Here is a 16,759-nt window from a genome sequence, read left to right on the forward strand (position 1 = left end):
AACGGGGCTGCGGTCAGTTGGCGGCGGTGCCGCTCTTGGTCTTCTTCGGCGTACCGGTTACGGCCGATGCCTTCGGTCCCGCCGGCTGCTTCGGCGGATCGGAGCGCATGCCGCCCCAGGGATCGTTGGACGCCTTCGAATCCGGAATCTTCTTCAGCGTTTCCTTGTAGGCCTTATCGCGCTCGGCTTCGGCGGCCTTCTCCTCGGGGGTCTTGCTCGGGGCATCCTGCAGCAAATTGAGATTGGGCATTTGCGCGTAGGCAGGTCCCGCCAGCACGGCCAGCACCGCGGCCAAACGGAAAAGCTTCATCATCTACTCCTCGATCATCCATGGCGCGCGGATCGCCCGCGCCGTGTCATCCTTGTCTCAGCCTGGTCGCAACCTGGGGCCGCTCAAGGCCGTATGGGCCCGCTAGAGCCGATCCGATCTGCACGATTTGGGGGCATGCAGCCAGTCGTCCCAGATCGGGCCGCATTTGGTGCACCCGCTCAGCGCGAGACCGAGCGCGACCATGCCAAAGACGAGGACACACCGACGCAACATCATCCACCCGTACCCAAGCAGGGCATCATACCGGGCCAAGTCAGGCAATTTCAAGCCGACGGGACCTGCGCGAGACCGGGTGACTTTGCCGCGCCGATGCGCGCACAATGAGGCGAAACATCCGGCAACACAGGAGAGCGCGACGCCAATGCAAATGCAGCCAGAAGCCGAGTTCGGCCTCGCCGACGCCCGCCGCATCCTGGGCGAGGTTTTTGCGCCCTGGGTCCAGGATCTCAACCTCGCGGTCGAGCGCATCGAGTACGCGCAGCCGGCAGACGTACCGGACTGGCAGCCGGGCGCGCTCCTGCGCATGCCGCTTTCGGAGCGGCTGTGCCGGAACGGCGGCGTGGTCTGCGGCCAGGCCCTGATGGCGCTTGCCGACACCGCCATGGTGATCGCGATCCTCGCTGCCAACCGCGGCTACCGCCCCATGACCACGGTCGACCAGACCACGCATTTCATGCGCGCGGTCTCCTCAATGGACGTGCTGGCGGATGCGCGCGTGGTGCGGCTCGGGCGCACCATGAGCTTTGGCCGCGTCACGCTGCTCTCCGCCGCGGACAGCAAGCCGGTCGCGATGGTGTCGAGCGCGTTCGCGATGCTGCCGGGGTGAACGCGCTCCGCTTCGACGTCGTAAACAAAGTCTGAAGCGCTACGCAAGTAGCGCCAGTATTGAGTTTAGTTCAATGTAATTTCTATGCACTAATTCACAATCATCAGCAGGACCTGACGCGGATGATCGAGAAGCGCGCATCGCAACGTCACCGTGTTTTCAAAGGTGGAACGATCACCTTCGAAAACGGCGGCATCGCTTGCACGGTGCGAAACATGTCGGCTGGCGGCGCGGCGATCGATCTGGACGCCCCCGTCATGCTGCCGCAATCGTTCAAGCTCTCGATCGCGCGCGACCGTTTCGCACGGCATTGTCGCACGGTCTGGCGCAGCAACAAGCGCGTCGGCCTCGCCTTCGTGTAGTCGTGCACACGGTGTGAATGACCGTTCGCTTCGTACGCGCGATGCCGATCCATGTTCGCCCGATACGACGACGGAGTGCGAGCCCGGCCGAAATCAAGCTGGCAGGTCCGCAAGCCTCACTTCATTTCGGCTTCTTGGCAGGTTCGCTCGGGCGGGCGCCGCCCCACGGGTCGTACTTGTCCTTGGGCTCGGGAATGCGCTCGAGCGCCGCCTTGTAGGCCTTCTCGTCGACCTTGGGCGTGTTGTCCGCGGGCTTGGCTCCATCGTTAGGCTGGCGCCGGCCCTGCGCCTGCGCCGAGGCAGCCGTCAGTGCCAGGACCGCTGCCGCTATGACCAAAATCCTCATCGGTGCAATCCCCCTCATGTGGGGTACAAACTAGCCCGCAAACGCGGAATAGCAAACGCCCAGGGTTCTGCGCCTTCAGCAAGTTTTGATTGGCGCGGACTTCGTCGGATCGCATTCGTGCCTATTTGTCGGTCCGCAGGGGACCTTCACGGATGTTGCGGATTATTTCTCATGCAGCGCTGCTCGGTGGCGCGCTTGCGCTCGGTGCCTGCGGCTTTGCCGACAGCCGCGCACCGGTGCCGGAATTCATGCGCATGAAGGAGGCGGAGCAGCCGCCACCCGAAGCGCCTCCCGACGTCAAGCGCGTGGTGCGCGAGCAGATCGACGTCGTCTTTCTCGCAACGTCCTATCCGCGCGAGGTGCACGTCGCCCCGCCCCGTCGCGAGGCGCGAGGACCGGGCTGGACGGCGTGCGTCCGCGCGCAGCTCACCTCCGCGACCGGCACGCCGCTCGGTGCCCAGACCTACATCGTGACGATATCAGGCGGACGCGTTGTCGACCGCCGACGCGCGGAAGAGGACGACATCTGCCGGACCGAGACTTACGAGCCGATCTAGTCTAGGCGCGCCCTGGACGATGTACGTCCGCCCCGGTCGTTTTCGGACACGGTCATCGCATCAGACTCGCCCTGCAAAAATGGAGACGCTATAGCGGGCGCCATGCTCGACTTCGACGCCCACTACGATGCCCTCCGCCGCCGCGACGCAACGTTGGACGGCGTGATATTCGTCGCGGTGAGAACAACGGGCGTCTATTGTCGTCCCGTCTGCCCGGCGCGCACGCCACTCGCCCGCAACGTGACGTTTTATCGTAGCGCGGCCGCGGCCGAGCACGCCGGCTTCCGTCCTTGCCTGAGATGCCGCCCGGAAACAGCGCCGTTCTGTCCTGCATGGAAAGGCTCCAGAACGACCGTCGAACGCGCGCTGGCCCTCATCGAGAAGGGGGAGCTCGATCGCGGCGGCGTGGAGCGGCTGGCTGAACGGTTGGGAGTCGGCGCACGCCACCTGGCACGTCTGTTCGCCCAACATCTCGATGCGTCTCCACTGCAAGTGGCGCTGTCAATCCGTGTCCAGCGTGCCAAGCGGCTGCTTGATTCAAGCGATCTTCCGATGGCAGCCGTCGCGGAACGCTCCGGTTTTTCGAGCACGCGACGCATGAGCACCGCATTCACACGACTCTACGGCAGCCCGCCATCGGCCTTCCGGAGAAAGGCCGAAGCTTCGCGACTTCAACACAGACGAGTGCGATGAGGAGATTCAGATGACCGCGAAGAGCTATGGAACGGTCGACGCCGAACGACAAAAACAGATGAGTGGGTTGGAATTCGTCCAAGGCCTTGCCGACGGAACCCTGCCTCTCAACACGATCGCCCAAACACTGGGTTATGATGTGGTGGAGGCTGAACTTGGTCGCGTCGTCGTCGCGATGGTCCCCACCGGCGCTCACCTCAATCCGGCAGGCACTGTGCATGGTGGTCTCACGGCCACCTTGCTCGACAGTTGCATGGGACTGGCGATCCAGTCGGCCCTCGACAAGGGCACCAGCCAGACCACGCTTGAGTTCAAGGTTTCGCTGCTGCGACCGATTACGCCGGAGACCGGCCGGATCACGGCCGAGGGCAAGGTTCTGAATTGCGGCCGCCGCATCGGAACGGCCGATGGACGCGTGATCGATGCCAAGGGCCGATTGCTCGCTCACGGCACGACCACGTGCCTCATCTTCCCGACTTGAGATCAAGGGAACAAGCCGCCCGACAAGGTGCCGGTTCCGGGAAAAACCAGCATCGCGGCGGGAACGATCACCGCCTCCCCTTCTTGTTACCGCCGAGGGCAATCTCGGAGGAGGACATGATGAGGACGTTTACGATGGCGCTGCTGGCGGGCGTCGGTGCCTTGGCAGCCGTGTCGAGTGCGAAGGCTTCCGATATCTACACGACTAGCGAATACGCCAATCCGGATCTCGTCCAGCAGGTGCGGCTCGTCTGCGACGACGCCGGCCGCTGCTATCGCACGCGCGGCGGTTCACGCGTGATCGTACGCGATTCTTATAACTCGATGCCGCGCGAACGCTATTACGAGCGCCGGACCTATCATCGGCATTGGGACGACGGCCCGCGCGCCGGAGTCGGCATTCGCGCGCCCGGCGTGAGCGTCGGAGTCGGTGTCGACGACCGTTGGTAGTCGATCAAGGCTCAATGGGCGGGACCGGCGGAGACGAATCGCCGGTCCCGTTCGCACAGTCGTGTCAGGTGACCGGCGCTATACGGCGGCCGATTGCTGCTGGAACTGCTCGTAGGCCGCGATCGCATCCGCAGCGTACATTAGCGACGGCCCGCCTCCCATGTAGACGGCCATGCCGAGCGTTTCCTCGATCTCTTGGCGCGTCGTACCGAGCTTGACCAGCGCCTCGGTGTGAAAGCCGATGCAGCCGTCGCAATGCGCGGCGACGCCGAGCGCAAGCGCGATCAGCTCCTTGGTCTTCTTGTCCAGCGCGCCGTCGCGCGTAGCGGCCTGGGCAAGTACGGCAAATCCCTTCATGGTGTCGGGAATGTCGCTCCGCAGCTTCTTCAGGTTCGCCGAGATGTCCCTCGTGATGTCGACGTAGTTCTTGTCCATCGGTTCCTCGCTAGCTGGATCTGGCTGTGGTCGGAGCCGCCTCGCGCGGCGCGCGCAAGGCGATGTAGATCGCGGGAATCACCAGCACGGTGAGCAGCGTCGACGAGGCAAGCCCGAACAGGAGCGAGATCGCCAATCCCTGGAAAATCGGATCGAGCAGGATGGTTGCAGCCCCGATCATGGCCGCGAGCGCGGTGAGCAGGATCGGCTTGAAGCGGACGGCGCCGGCTTCCAGCACTACATCGCGCAGCGACTTGCCCTCGGCGCCGCTGTGCCGGATGAAGTCGACCAGCAGGATCGAGTTGCGCACGATGATGCCGGCCAGCGCGATGAAGCCGATCATCGAGGTCGCGGTGAACGGCGCACCCAGCAGCCAGTGGCCGATCAGGATGCCGATCAGCGTCAGCGGGATCGGCGTCAGGATCACGAGCGGCAGACGGAAGCTCCTGAACTGGGCGACGACCAGCACGTAGATGCCGAGAATGGCTGCGCCGAAGGCCGCCCCCATGTCGCGGAAGGTCACCCAGGTGATTTCCCATTCGCCGTCCCACAACAGCGTCGGACGCGACTCGTCCGACGGCTGGCCGTGCAGGCTGATCGCAGGCTTCGGCAGCTTGCCCCAGTCATGGGCATCCACGCGATCGGCGACCGCGAGCATGCCGTAGAGCGGCGCCTCGAAGCGCCCGGCAAGCTCGGCCATCACCATGTCGGCGAAGCGGCCATCGCGGCGGAAGATCGTCGGCGAGCCCTCCTCCATGGTCGCCTTCACGACCTGTCCAAGCTCGACCACCGTCTTGCTGCCGGGCACGGTATTGGCCGGCACCGGCGTGGAGGCCAGAGCTTCGTCCCAGACCAGGTCGCGCTTTCCGAGATGCACCGCGATCTCGATCGGGTTGCGGTCCTCGCCGCGATGCGAATAGCCGATCGAGGTGCCGCCGAACAGCGTCTGGATGGTGTCATAGACGTCGCGCTGCTCGACGCCGAAGAATTCGAGCCGGTCCTGATCGATCGAGAGCCGCAGCCTCGGCCGCTTCTCGCCGACGGAATCGTCGATGTCGACGATGAACGGCACTTCCGCGAAAATCTTCTTGAGCTCGGCCGTGACCGCCCGGCGCGTGGTCGCATCGGGACCGTAGACCTCGGCGAGCAGCGTCGACAGCACCGGCGGGCCGGGCGGCACTTCGACCACCTTGATGCTGGTGCCCGTGGGCGGACCGAGCGCTTTCAGCTTCTCGCGCAGCTCGAGCGCGATCTCATGGCTCGCGCGCTTGCGCTCGCCGCGCGCAGTCAGGTTGATCTGCACTTCGCCGAACTCGGGCCTCTCCCGCAAGTAATAGTGCCGAACCAGGCCGTTGAAGTTGAACGGAGCCGGCGTGCCGGCATAGGATTGCAGCGAGGTGACCTCCGGCAATTGCCGCGCAATCTCGGCCGCGCCGAACAGCGTGCGCTCGGTCGCCTCCAGGCTCGCCCCTTCCGGCAGGTCGACGAGAACGGCGATCTCGGACTTGTTGTCAAACGGCAGAAGCTTGACGGTCACCGACTTGGTCGCAAACAGCGTCATCGACAGCAGCGTCGCGATGCCGACGCCGAGCAGGAATATCCAGGCAGACCGCTTGCTCCGCACGATCGGCGTGGCGAAGCGCCGGTAGAGCCGGCCGAGCCGGCCTTCATCGTGGCCCGCATGCGTCGACGCAATGTCGCCCTTCGGCGCGAGCTTGAGCATCAGCCAGGGCGCCACCACCATTGCCACGAAGAACGAGAACAGCATGGCAGCCGACGCATTGGCCGGGATCGGCGCCATATAGGGGCCCATCAGGCCCGACACGAACAGCATCGGCAACAGCGCCGCGACCACAGTCAACGTCGCCACGATGGTGGGGTTGCCGACCTCCGCCACCGCCTCGATGGTCGCCTGCAGGCGCGGCCGGCCGTCGCGCATGGCCCAGTGCCGCGCGATGTTCTCGACCACGACGATGGCGTCGTCGACGAGAATTCCGATCGAGAAGATCAGCGCGAACAGGCTGACGCGGTTGATGGTGTAGCCCATCAAATTGGCGGCGAACATCGTGAGCAGGATCGTCGTGGGAATCACGACGAAGGTCACCAGCGCCTCGCGCCATCCGATCGCGATCGCAATCAGCACGACGATCGAGATCGTTGCGAGCCCGAGATGGAACAGCAACTCGTTGGCCTTCTCGTTGGCGGTCTCGCCGTAGTCGCGGGTCACCGTCACCTGGACATCTTCGGGAATCAGGCGCGACTTCAATCCTTCGAGGCGCTCGGCGATGTTCTCGGACACGACGACCGCATTGGCGCCGGCCCGCTTGGCCAGCGCCACGCTGACGGCGGGCGTCCGCGTCCACTGTCCAGCTGCGTCGCGCGATTCCGTCCAGACGCGATGCTCGATGGTGCTCGGGCCGACGACGACGGAGGCGACGTCCTTGACGTAGACCGGCCGGCCGTCGCGGCTCGTGATGAGCAATAGTCCGATATCGGGAATGCCGGACAGCGTCTGCCCCGCAGCGACGCTCCGCACGATGCCGGCATCGCGGACCTGTCCCGCCAGGAACGAGCGATTGGCGTCCTTCACCTTCGCCACGAGCTGCTGCAGCGTGATGCCGAACAGCGACAACTTCTCCGGATCAGGCTCGACCCGGATCTGTTGCGCCGCGCCGCCGGATATGTAGGTCAGGCCGATATCGTCGACCTTCATCAGCTCAGCGCGCAGCTTGTCAGCGAGCTCGTAGAGGTCCTTGTCGGTATAGCGGCTGGCAGCTTCCGGCTTCGGCGCCAGCGTCAACACCGTGACCGCGACGTCATTGATGCCCCGACCGACGATCAGCGGCTCGGGAATACCCACGGGAATGCGGTCGAGATTGGCGCGGATTTTCTCGTGCACCCGCAGGATGGCATCCTCGAACTTGGTGCCGACCAGGAAGCGCGCAGTGACCATCACGCGGTCGTCCTCGGTCTGGCTATAGACGTGCTCGACGCCGTCGATGCCCTTGACGATCGACTCCAGCGGCTTGCTCACCAGCTCCACCGCGTCCGGCCCGCGCAAGCCGTCGGCATTGACGCGGATATCCACCATGGGAACGCTGATCTGCGGCTCCTCCTCGCGCGGGATCACCACGACGGCGATCAGCCCAACGACGAGCGACGCGAGCAGGAACAGCGGCGTCAGCGGCGATGCGATGGTCGACTTGGTCAACCGTCCTGAGAGCCCGAGATTCACGGCCGCACCAATTGGTCGCCAGCCGAAATGCCGGACAGGATCTCGAGCCCGTCGGGAAGCGCCGGCGTCGGCAGTTCGCGGCCACGCTGCACTGGCACGTCTATCGTTCCGCTGTCCTTCTGAAGCCGAACGTAGTCGATGCCGAACCTGGTCGTCACATAGCTCGAGGGGATGACAAAGGCCGGTCGCGCGCCGCCGGAGATCCAGACCCGCAAGCGGTCGCCGACGAAATATTCGCCGAGGCCCTCGACGGTCGCATCCGCGATGACGCGCCCCTCCTCGATTTGAGGATAAACGAGGTCAATGACGCCCGCCTTGGCGGCTTCTCCAACGAACTCCGCGCCGTCGATGCGAATCTTGTCGCCCGCCTTGAGGAAGCGCGCATGCCGCTCCGGCACGCGAAGCCGCAGCTTGAAGTTCTGTTGGGCGACGGTGACGATCGGATCGCCGGCGAGCACGACGGATCCTATCGTGATCAACCGCTTCAGCACGCGACCATCCGCCGGCGCCAGCACCTGCCCCTGGTTGAGCTGCTCGTTGATCACCGCGCGTTCGGCAGTCTTGGCACGCAGGCCGTTCTCGGCGACGTTCAGCGCGGTGCGCTGCTCGTCGAGCTTGATCCGGGGCAGGATACCGCGTTCGACCAGCCCTTCGGTCCGGGTGAAGTCGAGCTGCGCCTGGTTCGCCTGCGCCTGCAGCGCCTCGATCTGCGCGTCGAGCGATTTCATCTGCAACACGAGCTTTTCGTCGCCGATGGCCGCGATTGCCTGACCGGCGGCGACGCGATCCCCCTCCCTGACCTTGAGCTGAACCACCGTGCCGCCGATGCGTCCACGCGCCGGCACCACGCTGGTGCTTTCGACCGTGGCGAAGACGGCCTTTTGATCGGCGATCGATTGCGGGGTGACCACGAGTGTTTCGGCTGCCGTGGCCGGTGTTCCAGACGAGCCGATCGCCGCGAAGGCGGCCAGCAGGCCTAGATATCTCATCATACATCGCATGGAACTTTTCCGTGTCATGATCAAAGCATCACCACGCCACTGCGCAGCTCATTTCATCTGCATCGGAATGGGGCGTGTTGATCCTGCTCAAGGCGCCCTCACCCGAGCTATCCTAAGTTTATTTTGTCCTTGCGGACCTCGGCGAGCAGAACGCCTGATAGAGCGTCTTCAGCACCTCGCGCGCCGGCTCGCTCGCGATCGAATAGAAGATCGTCTGCGCCTCGCGCCGGGCAGACACCAGTCCGTCCTTGCGAAGGAGCGCAAGATGTTGGGACACCGTGGAGTCCCGGAGGTTCAGGAATTCGGCGAGTTCGCCGACCGACCGCTCGCCATCGATCAGCTGGCAGATGATCAGCAGACGATGCCGGTTGGCGAGCGCCTTCAGCAGCTCGCTCGCCTGATCCGCCGCCCGCTCCATAACTTCAACGTTCATCTTCATACTTGCGTATATACGAAATTACGAATATATAGTCAAGCGCTGCACGACAGCCGGAACTGAACCGGCGGAGCGGCTTGACCCAACGGAGGTAACCCATGGCGGAAGTTGTCGTAATCGGAGCTGGTCTGAGCGGAACGCTGATGGCCTATGAATTGCTGCCGCAGTTGAGAAAGGAGGATCGCCTCAGCGTCGTCTCGCAAGGCGCCGTCTATCATTTCGTCCCATCCAATCCTTGGGTCGCAGTCGGCTGGCGCAAGCGCGAAGAGATCGAGATCGATCTCGCGGACGTCATGAAGCGCAAGGGCGTGCGACTGCTGACGCAGGGCGCAAGGCGCGTCCACCCGACCGAGAACCGTGTCGAGCTCGGCGACGGCACCTCGATCGACTACGACTACCTGGTCGTCGCGACCGGCCCCGAACTGGCGTTCGACGAGATTCCGGGTCTCGGTCCAAAAGGCCATACCCAGTCGATCTGCCACGTCGATCATGCCACGCATGCCCGTGAAGCCTTCGAGAAGCTCGCGGCGAACCCCGGCCCGGTCGTGATCGGCGCCGTGCAGGGCGCGTCCTGTTTCGGGCCGGCCTACGAATTCCTCTTCATCCTGGAGACGGAGCTGCGCCGGCGGAAGCTGCGCGACCGGGTCCCCATGACGTTCGTCACCTCGGAGCCGTATATCGGCCATCTCGGTCTCGACGGCGTCGGGGACACCAAGGGGCTTCTGGAAAGCGAGATGCGCGAGAAGCACATCAAGTGGATCACCAACGCCCGCGTCGACAACGTCGCCCCCGGCCTGATGTCGGTGGAGGAGTTCGCCGACGACGGCACGTCTCGCAAGGCCCACGAGTTGCCATTCGCCTATTCGATGATGTTGCCCGCCTTCCGCGGCGTCGAGGCGGTGCGCGGCATCGAGAAACTGACCAACCCACGTGGCTTCGTCGTCGTCGACAAGCACCAGCAGAATCCCGCCTTTCCCAACGTTTTCGCGGTCGGTGTCTGCGTCGCGATCGCGCCGGTCGGCGCGACGCCGGTGCCGGTCGGCGTCCCCAAGACGGGCTTCATGATTGAATCCATGGTGACGGCGACGGCGATGAACATCGGCGCCCTGCTTCGCGGCAACGCGCCCACGGCGCAGCCAACCTGGAACGCGATCTGTCTCGCCGACTTTGGCGACTCCGGCGTCGCCTTCCTTGCGCAGCCGCAGATCCCGCCGCGAAACGTCAATTGGTCCTCCAAGGGAGAATGGGTGCACCTCGCCAAGGTGGCCTTCGAGAAATATTTCCTGCGCAAGATGCGGCGCGGCGAGAGCGAGCCGTTCTATGAGCGTTTCCTGCTCGACCGGCTGAACATCGCCAAGATCAAGGAGGTCCGAACCGGCACATGAACACGACACGCCAGATCGTCTGCGGCAGTTGCGGACGCATCAATCGCCTGCCTGCCGAACGCGCGGCGCAAGGTGCGCGTTGCGGCGCCTGTCACCAGCCGATGTTCACTGGTCATCCGATCGAGGTGGACGAGGACGCCTTCGGCCGCCATGTCGCCAACAGCGACATTCCCGTGCTGGTCGACGTCTGGGCACCGTGGTGCGGCCCGTGCCGCGCCATGGCACCGATGTTCGAGCGCGCCGCCCAGCAACTGGAGCCGAACGTCCGGCTGTTGAAGCTCAACTCGGACAACGCACCTGCACTGTCGTCGCGCCTCGACATCAGCGGCATCCCGACCCTGCTGTTGATGCGCGGCGGCCGCGAGATCGCCCGCCATTCCGGCGCGATGGATGCACGCAGCATCGTCGCCTGGACTGAATCCAACCTGACCCGTTCTTAAGTCGCCAGATAAAAAGGAGCCTGCCATGAATGTCGATAAAGCCGTTCTCGCCTTTGCGGGATTCGTCGTCCTGCTCGGTCTCGCACTGGGCACCTATGTGAATGCGTATTGGTACCTGCTGACGGCATTTGCCGGGCTGAACATGTTGCAGGCCTCGTTCACCGGCTTCTGCCCGGCAGCGATCGTGTTCAAGAAGCTGGGCCTGAGCAGCGGTTGCGCGTTCTCCTGAACGCACAATCCAGCCTGTGATGCGGGGGAACTTGCCATGACCGACGACACCTTCATCGAGGGACCCCTCTACGAGAAGCGGAGGAAGGTCTATCCACAGTCGGTCCACGGCCCTTTCCGCCGCATCAAATGGGCGATCCTCTGCGTCACGCTCGGGACCTATTATCTGTTGCCGTTCGTACGCTGGAATCGCGGACCTGGCCTGCCCGACCAGGCCGTGCTGATCGACTTCCCGCATCGGCGCTTCTACTTCTTCTTCATCGAGCTGTGGCCGCAGGAGGTCTACTATTTCACCGGCCTGCTGATCATCGCGGCCATGACGCTGTTCCTGATGAACGCAGTCGCCGGCCGGCTGTGGTGCGGCTACCTGTGTCCGCAAACCGTATGGACCGACCTGTTCTATGCGGTCGAGCGCTGGGTCGAAGGCGACCGGCGCGAGCGCATGCAGGGCGACAAGCGTTACTGGACGTTCGATCACATCCGGAAGGTCGCACTCAAGCACTTCCTCTGGATCATGATCGCATGGTGGACCGGCGGCGCCTGGGTGCTGTATTTCGCAGACGCACCGACGCTGGTGAAGGAGCTCGCGACCTTCCAGGCGCCCTTCATCGCGTATCTCTGGATCGGCATTCTCACCGCCACCACCTACGTCTTCGCCGGCCACGCCCGCGAACAGATGTGCATCTATATGTGCCCGTGGCCGCGGATCCAGGCGGCGCTGACCGACGAATGGGCGCTCAACGTCACCTATCGCCGCGACCGCGGCGAGCCGCGCATGTCGGTGAAGAAGGCGGATGCCGCGCGCGCCCATGGTGATCTGGCCGGCGACTGCGTCGACTGCCATCAGTGTATCAACGTCTGTCCGACCGGCGTCGACATCCGCCATGGCATCCAGCTTGGCTGCATTCAATGCGGCCTTTGCATCGACGCCTGCGACAACGTCATGCGCGAGATCGGCCGGCCCGCGGGCCTGATCGGCTACGACACCGACATCAACATGCAGCGCCGGCGCGAAGGCAAGCCGCTGATCTACCGCGTCGTCCGTCCGCGCACCCTGGTCTACGCCGCAGCCATCGCCATCGTCGGCAGCATCATGCTGTACACGCTCGCCACGCGCGCGACGATGGACGTCAACGTGCTGCACGAGCGCAATCCGCTGTTCGTCCAGCTCTCGGATGGAGGTGTCCGCAACGACTACACCGTCCGCATCCTCAACAAGGGCCCGCAACGATCGTTCGCGATCGAAGTCTCGGGCCTGCCCGGCGCGACCCTTCGCGTTGCGGGCATCGCGCCGAGTTCCGACGGCAAGTCCGTGGTCGAGGTCGGTCAGGATCAGACCGGCGAAGTCCGGCTGTCGGTGCAGGTCGGCCCGGCCGATCTGCCGAAGGCCTCGCGCGACATCGATATCGCCATCACCGACACGGTCAGCGGCGAGCGCGCTGCTGCCCGTGACCATTTCGTCCCGGGTGACAAATAGCCACCGGTTGGACATCGCCGGCACAGGGGAGGAATGGAGGGTCAAGCCGCTACGACCGGAACCGGAGACGCCAGGCGCTCCGCCAACTCAAGCGAACAGCCGCTGATCCAGCGCCATCGCAGGTCGGGTCGGAATGGCATCACAGTCCCGCACTTCATTCGTGATCACCTTGAAGTGCACGAGTTCCGCTTGGCCAAAGGCAGTCGAAATGGCGACGTCGGCTGCATCCCTGCCGCGCGCGATCACGACGCGGCCGATGCGGGGATGATTGTGCCGTGCATCGAACGTGTACCAACGCCCGCCGATGTAGGCTTCGAACCAGGCGCTGAAATCCATCGGCGCCGGGTCCGGCGGCACGCCGATATCGCCGAGGTAACCGGTACAGTAACGGGCCGGGATGTTCATGCAGCGACACAAGGTGACGGCCAGGTGCGCGAAGTCCCTGCAAACTCCGATACGCTCCTGGTGGCCTTCGGAAGCCGTCCGGTCGCTTCGTGCGAATTGATAGCCAAACTTGATATGGCCGTGAACGTAGTCGCAGATCGCCTGGACGCGGCGCCAGCCGCCGCTGATGTGACCGAACGTCGACCACGCCAGATCCGTCAGCCGCTGGGTGTCGCAATAGCGACTGCCGAGAAGATACACCAGCGCTTCGTCGCAAAGCCGGTCCAACGGAATCTGTTCGGCATGAGGCACAACCTCGTCGGGCAACCCGCCATCCTCGATGATGAACTCGTTTCGAATGTTGATCTGACCGACAGGGGCGACGAGCCGCGTGCAGATGTTGCCGAACCAATCCTCGTAGTCCCTGAGCGCAACGTTCGGCGACACCCGGATGGCATGGTCGGTCAGAAGGTCGCCTTGCCTTGACGGATGAACGGTCAGCATCAGGACCATCGGCACATCCTGAAAACAGTTGAACGCAATGTCGTAGCCTGCCCGGATCCTCAAGATCGTGTCCTCTCGCATCGCCATTGATGTCGATCGACAAGCTCCGCTGGCGATCATTGGTTCCGCGTGCGCTACCGCGAACCTGCTGAAATGCAAGGCATTTGTGCGGTGTGCACACACAATTGGGCTCTTGGAACCGATGCAGAAGCAGGTTCATATGGTGCGAGCCTGAGTACAACAGATGCCCCTCTATTCCGTCCACCACAGCACGACCTACCACTACCGGCAGCCCGTCAGGCTTGGGCAGCACCAGTTGCTGTTTCGTCCCCGCGACAGCTTCGATCAGCGCTTGCTCGCATGCCAACTCGCAGTGCGCCCCGAGCCGTCGGAAATCCGCTGGATCCACGATGTGTTCGGCAATTGCGTAACCCTCGTCGATTTTGCGGCCCGAACCGACGTGCTGGAATTCGAGACCACGATCCGGCTGGAGCATACACCCGAGAACGCGCCGGATTTCCGGATCGAGCCATACGCCCGCGAGCATCCGTTCGCCTACGACGAGACCGAGTTGCCGGATCTTGCACCGTACATGCTCCGGCATCATCCCGGCGACGTCGCCGTCGACGACTGGTTGTCGAAATTCATTGCACCCTCGGCGAGCCGGCCGACGGGGCAACTGCTGATGACGCTCAACGAAGCTATCGCCGAAGGTTTCTCCTATCGGAGGAGAACCTCGCATGGCACGCAAACGCCCGCCGAAACGCTCGACCTGCAGCAGGGAACTTGTCGCGATTTTGCCCTGCTGATGATGGAGGCCGCCCGATCGCTCGGTTTTGCGGCCCGCTTCATCACCGGTTACGTCTACGTGCCGGACCGCGACGGCCCGGCACGACTGGGCGGAGGCTCGACCCACGCATGGTGCTCGATCTACGTGCCGGGCTCGGGCTGGGTCGAGTTCGATCCAACCAACGGGATTGTCGGAAACCGCGATCTGATCAGGGTCGGAGTTGCCCGGACGCCGGCGCAGGCGATTCCGCTCTCGGGGTCCTACTGGGGGGAGGCGGACGACGAGCTCGGAATGGAGGTCGCGGTCAACGTGAAGACGGAGACCATGCCGGAGCCCGAGGAGACGGGCACGGCGGCGCCCGATCGGGCTGCGGTATCCTCAACGTGACGTTAACGGGACCGCTCGAATTGGTTCTGTGTCCCAACGCTATTTTCCAATCTTTGCGCTAAGGATGATCCTCCTGAGACGGGCTTTGCCCGCGTAAACGGGGACGACGGACGTGGTCGACATCGCGCATCAGGCAGCGATCAATCCGGCATCGGCAAGGGATGCCGGAGCCGCGCGCGCGCTCGTCCCGCTCACGGCGATCGACCCCGGCCAGTGGCGCGCACTCGCGCAGCGCGCGGTCGAGCCGAACGGATATTACCTGCCCGCCTGGGAGCTGGCTGTCAGTGCGACCGCGCGGGGCCGCAGCAATGCCTCGGCACTGCCGGCATTCGATGAATCTTCGACGCGGCTGATCGGACTGATGCCGGTCATCTCGCTCTGGCGCGCCTGGAAGATCCCCCTGCCCGCGCTGGCGAGCGCGCATCCCTACGGCACGCTGTGCAGCCCGCTGATCGACGGCGATGCGCCGATCGAGGCCGCCACGCGGCTGTTGCAGCAGGCGCGCGAGGCCGGCGCGCATGCGCTCGTGCTGACCGACGTCGCGCTCGACGGCGCCGCGATGGACGTGCTCAAGCAGGTCCTGAGCCGCGCCGGCCTGAAGCCGCGAATCCTCTCCTCCTACATCCGCGCCAGCCTCGATGCGACACAGGATGGCGAAACGCTGCTGCGCGAGGCGCTCGGCGCCAAGAAGCTCAAGGAGCTGCGGCGCCAGCGCCATCGTCTCGAAGAGCACGGCGCCGTCGTGTTCGAGGTCGCGCGCAAGCCCGACGAGATCGGGCCGGCGCTCGAGACATTCTTGCAGCTCGAAGCCGGCGGCTGGAAGGGCAAGCGCGGCACCGCGCTGGTCCAGCATGAGGGCGATGCGACCTTCATCCGCCGCGCCGTCCCCGCGCTTGCAGAGACCGCGCAATGCGAGATCGTCACGCTTCGCGCCGGCACGACACCGGTCGCCGCCGGCATCGTGCTGCGCCACCAGGATCGCGCCTTCTTCTTCAAGCTCGGCATCGACGAACACTTCGCGAAATATTCGCCGGGCGTGCAGCTCACCCTCGAGCTCACCCGCCACCTCTGCGCCGATCCCGCCATCGCCAGCGCGGACTCGACGGCCAGCGCCGATCACCCCATGATCAATCCGATCTGGCGCGGACGCTTCGCGATCGGCGATGTGCTGATCCCGCTGCGCCGTTACGATCCGGTCGTGACGCTGGTTCACGCGGCGGTCGCGGCGCACGGCATCGCGTACGCAACGGCGCGCCGCGCAGTTCGCCTGCTTCGTAGATAGAACAGCTACTCCGCCGCCTCCGCGTTGATCTCCGCCGAGACCTGGCGGATGGCGCGCGCGAGCAGGTTCGGATCCTGCGCGCCGGACACGGCGTATTTTTGCGCGAAGACATAGGTCGGCACGCCGGAGATGCCCTTCTCGGCGGCTTCCTGCGCATCCGCCGAAACGCGTGCGACGTCCTCGTCGGTGGCGAGGCGCTTGCGCACGTCGTCGGCATCGAGGCCGACATCGGCCGCCGCCTGCACCAGCACGTTCACATCGGTGAGATCGCCGCCGTCGCGGAAGTACAGCTCCATCAGGCGCTGCTTCATCTCGGGCGCCTTGCCGATCGCTTCCGCCCACAGGATGAGGCGATGGCAGTCGGTCGTGTTGGGCTGGCGCGCCACCAGCTCGGGCTTGTAGACGAGGCCCTCCTCGCCCGCCGCGGCGACGACGCGCCCCGCAATGCCCTTATAGGCCTCGACGGAGCCGAACTTCTGGGTGAGATAGGCCTCGCGGCTGATGCCCTCGCGCGGCACCCAGGGATTGAGGAAGAAGGGACGGAAATTGAGCTTGACGGGAACGTCGGGCACGAGCGCCAGCGCGCTCTCGATCCGGTGCTTGCCGATATAGCACCAGGGGCACACCACGTCGGAGACGACGTCGATCTGGAGCGGTTTCAGCGTGCTCATGTCAGCGCCTCCTTCGGGCAGGTCACGGGGTTCGCCCAAAGATAAGCAGAACCCGCCCC

20 protein-coding genes are annotated in these 16,759 nt (G+C 64.6%); 12 read left to right on the plus strand and 8 right to left on the minus strand.

Translation table 11 applies throughout. The annotated features are described in order from the left end of the window. Positions 1-13 precede the first annotated feature (13 nt). Positions 14-310 carry a hypothetical protein gene (locus ABIA42_RS19915; RefSeq protein WP_061883069.1) on the minus strand — a complete coding sequence of 99 codons (297 nt, stop codon included), beginning with the start codon at positions 308-310 and terminating at the stop codon, positions 14-16. Positions 311-692: 382 nt separating this feature from the next. Here ABIA42_RS19915 and ABIA42_RS19920 point away from each other — a divergent pair, with 382 nt between their 5' ends. Together ABIA42_RS19920 and ABIA42_RS19925 are read left to right on the plus strand one after the other, a co-directional pair. Continuing rightward, positions 693-1,157 carry a PaaI family thioesterase gene (locus tag ABIA42_RS19920; RefSeq protein WP_370122077.1) on the plus strand — a complete coding sequence of 155 codons (465 nt, stop codon included), beginning with the start codon at positions 693-695 and terminating at the stop codon, positions 1,155-1,157. Positions 1,158-1,279: 122 nt separating this feature from the next. Then, a complete protein-coding gene (locus tag ABIA42_RS19925; RefSeq protein ID WP_271533047.1) occupies positions 1,280-1,519 on the plus strand; it encodes a PilZ domain-containing protein in 240 nt (79 codons plus the stop codon). A gap of 121 nt (positions 1,520-1,640) precedes the next feature. Here ABIA42_RS19925 and ABIA42_RS19930 read toward each other — a convergent pair whose 3' ends face one another. Continuing rightward, positions 1,641-1,865: a hypothetical protein gene (locus tag ABIA42_RS19930; RefSeq protein WP_028181098.1), complete on the minus strand. Its 225-nt coding sequence runs from the start codon at positions 1,863-1,865 to the stop codon at positions 1,641-1,643. A 152-nt stretch (positions 1,866-2,017) separates the two neighbouring features. Here ABIA42_RS19930 and ABIA42_RS19935 point away from each other — a divergent pair, with 152 nt between their 5' ends. The 4 genes from ABIA42_RS19935 to ABIA42_RS19950 all read left to right on the plus strand — a co-directional run bounded on the left by ABIA42_RS19935 (position 2,018) and on the right by ABIA42_RS19950 (position 4,045). After that, positions 2,018-2,422 (plus strand): hypothetical protein, encoded by a 405-nt coding sequence (locus tag ABIA42_RS19935; RefSeq protein WP_370122072.1) that lies wholly within the window; start codon positions 2,018-2,020, stop codon positions 2,420-2,422. A 102-nt stretch (positions 2,423-2,524) separates the two neighbouring features. Continuing rightward, positions 2,525-3,115, plus strand: coding sequence for a bifunctional transcriptional activator/DNA repair enzyme AdaA (locus tag ABIA42_RS19940; protein ID WP_370122069.1), 591 nt, complete (start codon positions 2,525-2,527; stop codon positions 3,113-3,115). Positions 3,116-3,125: 10 nt separating this feature from the next. Next, the gene (locus ABIA42_RS19945) at positions 3,126-3,596 is read left to right on the plus strand and encodes a PaaI family thioesterase (RefSeq protein ID WP_370122066.1); all 471 of its coding nucleotides are present in this window, start codon (positions 3,126-3,128) and stop codon (positions 3,594-3,596) included. Positions 3,597-3,712: 116 nt separating this feature from the next. Further along, the gene (locus ABIA42_RS19950) at positions 3,713-4,045 is read left to right on the plus strand and encodes a hypothetical protein (protein WP_370122063.1); all 333 of its coding nucleotides are present in this window, start codon (positions 3,713-3,715) and stop codon (positions 4,043-4,045) included. Positions 4,046-4,123: 78 nt separating this feature from the next. Here ABIA42_RS19950 and ABIA42_RS19955 read toward each other — a convergent pair whose 3' ends face one another. From ABIA42_RS19955 to ABIA42_RS19970, 4 genes are all read right to left on the minus strand, one after another. Beyond that, positions 4,124-4,480, minus strand: coding sequence for a carboxymuconolactone decarboxylase family protein (locus ABIA42_RS19955; protein ID WP_271533056.1), 357 nt, complete (start codon positions 4,478-4,480; stop codon positions 4,124-4,126). A gap of 10 nt (positions 4,481-4,490) precedes the next feature. Then, complete coding sequence (locus tag ABIA42_RS19960) at positions 4,491-7,715, minus strand: efflux RND transporter permease subunit (protein ID WP_271533058.1); 3,225 nt, start codon at positions 7,713-7,715, stop codon at positions 4,491-4,493. Then, positions 7,712-8,704, minus strand: a complete 993-nt coding sequence (locus tag ABIA42_RS19965; protein WP_271533714.1) for an efflux RND transporter periplasmic adaptor subunit — start codon at positions 8,702-8,704, stop codon at positions 7,712-7,714. Before ABIA42_RS19965 ends, ABIA42_RS19960 begins: the two co-directional genes overlap by 4 nt. Positions 8,705-8,834: 130 nt before the next feature. Then, positions 8,835-9,134 carry an ArsR/SmtB family transcription factor gene (locus ABIA42_RS19970; protein WP_370124031.1) on the minus strand — a complete coding sequence of 100 codons (300 nt, stop codon included), beginning with the start codon at positions 9,132-9,134 and terminating at the stop codon, positions 8,835-8,837. 116 nt (positions 9,135-9,250) lie between these two features. Between ABIA42_RS19970 and ABIA42_RS19975 the strand changes: the two genes are divergently transcribed. Genes ABIA42_RS19975 through ccoG form a run of 4 tightly spaced genes read left to right on the plus strand, consistent with a single transcriptional unit; the run spans position 9,251 to position 12,682 of the window. Further along, positions 9,251-10,537, plus strand: a complete 1,287-nt coding sequence (locus ABIA42_RS19975) for an NAD(P)/FAD-dependent oxidoreductase (protein WP_370122058.1) — start codon at positions 9,251-9,253, stop codon at positions 10,535-10,537. Further along, positions 10,534-10,977, plus strand: coding sequence for a thioredoxin TrxC (gene trxC / locus ABIA42_RS19980; protein ID WP_271533064.1), 444 nt, complete (start codon positions 10,534-10,536; stop codon positions 10,975-10,977). Before ABIA42_RS19975 ends, trxC begins: the two co-directional genes overlap by 4 nt. 25 nt (positions 10,978-11,002) lie before the next feature. Then, the gene (locus ABIA42_RS19985) at positions 11,003-11,206 is read left to right on the plus strand and encodes a DUF2892 domain-containing protein (RefSeq protein ID WP_011088520.1); all 204 of its coding nucleotides are present in this window, start codon (positions 11,003-11,005) and stop codon (positions 11,204-11,206) included. Between the two features lie 36 nt (positions 11,207-11,242). Continuing rightward, positions 11,243-12,682: a cytochrome c oxidase accessory protein CcoG gene (ccoG, locus tag ABIA42_RS19990; protein WP_370122053.1), complete on the plus strand. Its 1,440-nt coding sequence runs from the start codon at positions 11,243-11,245 to the stop codon at positions 12,680-12,682. 87 nt (positions 12,683-12,769) lie between these two features. Here ccoG and ABIA42_RS19995 read toward each other — a convergent pair whose 3' ends face one another. Next, the gene (locus tag ABIA42_RS19995) at positions 12,770-13,633 is read right to left on the minus strand and encodes a transglutaminase family protein (RefSeq protein WP_370124028.1); all 864 of its coding nucleotides are present in this window, start codon (positions 13,631-13,633) and stop codon (positions 12,770-12,772) included. 181 nt (positions 13,634-13,814) lie between these two features. Between ABIA42_RS19995 and ABIA42_RS20000 the strand changes: the two genes are divergently transcribed. Together ABIA42_RS20000 and ABIA42_RS20005 are read left to right on the plus strand one after the other, a co-directional pair. After that, a complete protein-coding gene (locus ABIA42_RS20000) occupies positions 13,815-14,747 on the plus strand; it encodes a transglutaminase N-terminal domain-containing protein (RefSeq protein ID WP_370143626.1) in 933 nt (310 codons plus the stop codon). 112 nt (positions 14,748-14,859) lie between these two features. Continuing rightward, the gene (locus ABIA42_RS20005) at positions 14,860-16,029 is read left to right on the plus strand and encodes a GNAT family N-acetyltransferase (protein ID WP_370122048.1); all 1,170 of its coding nucleotides are present in this window, start codon (positions 14,860-14,862) and stop codon (positions 16,027-16,029) included. A gap of 5 nt (positions 16,030-16,034) precedes the next feature. Here the strand turns inward: ABIA42_RS20005 and ABIA42_RS20010 are convergent, their stop codons facing one another. Beyond that, positions 16,035-16,700, minus strand: a complete 666-nt coding sequence (locus tag ABIA42_RS20010; RefSeq protein ID WP_370122045.1) for a DsbA family oxidoreductase — start codon at positions 16,698-16,700, stop codon at positions 16,035-16,037. Positions 16,701-16,759: the final 59 nt, after the last annotated feature.

It is taken from the genome of Bradyrhizobium sp. USDA 327 (assembly GCF_041262065.1).
Classification (GTDB): domain Bacteria; phylum Pseudomonadota; class Alphaproteobacteria; order Rhizobiales; family Xanthobacteraceae; genus Bradyrhizobium; species Bradyrhizobium liaoningense.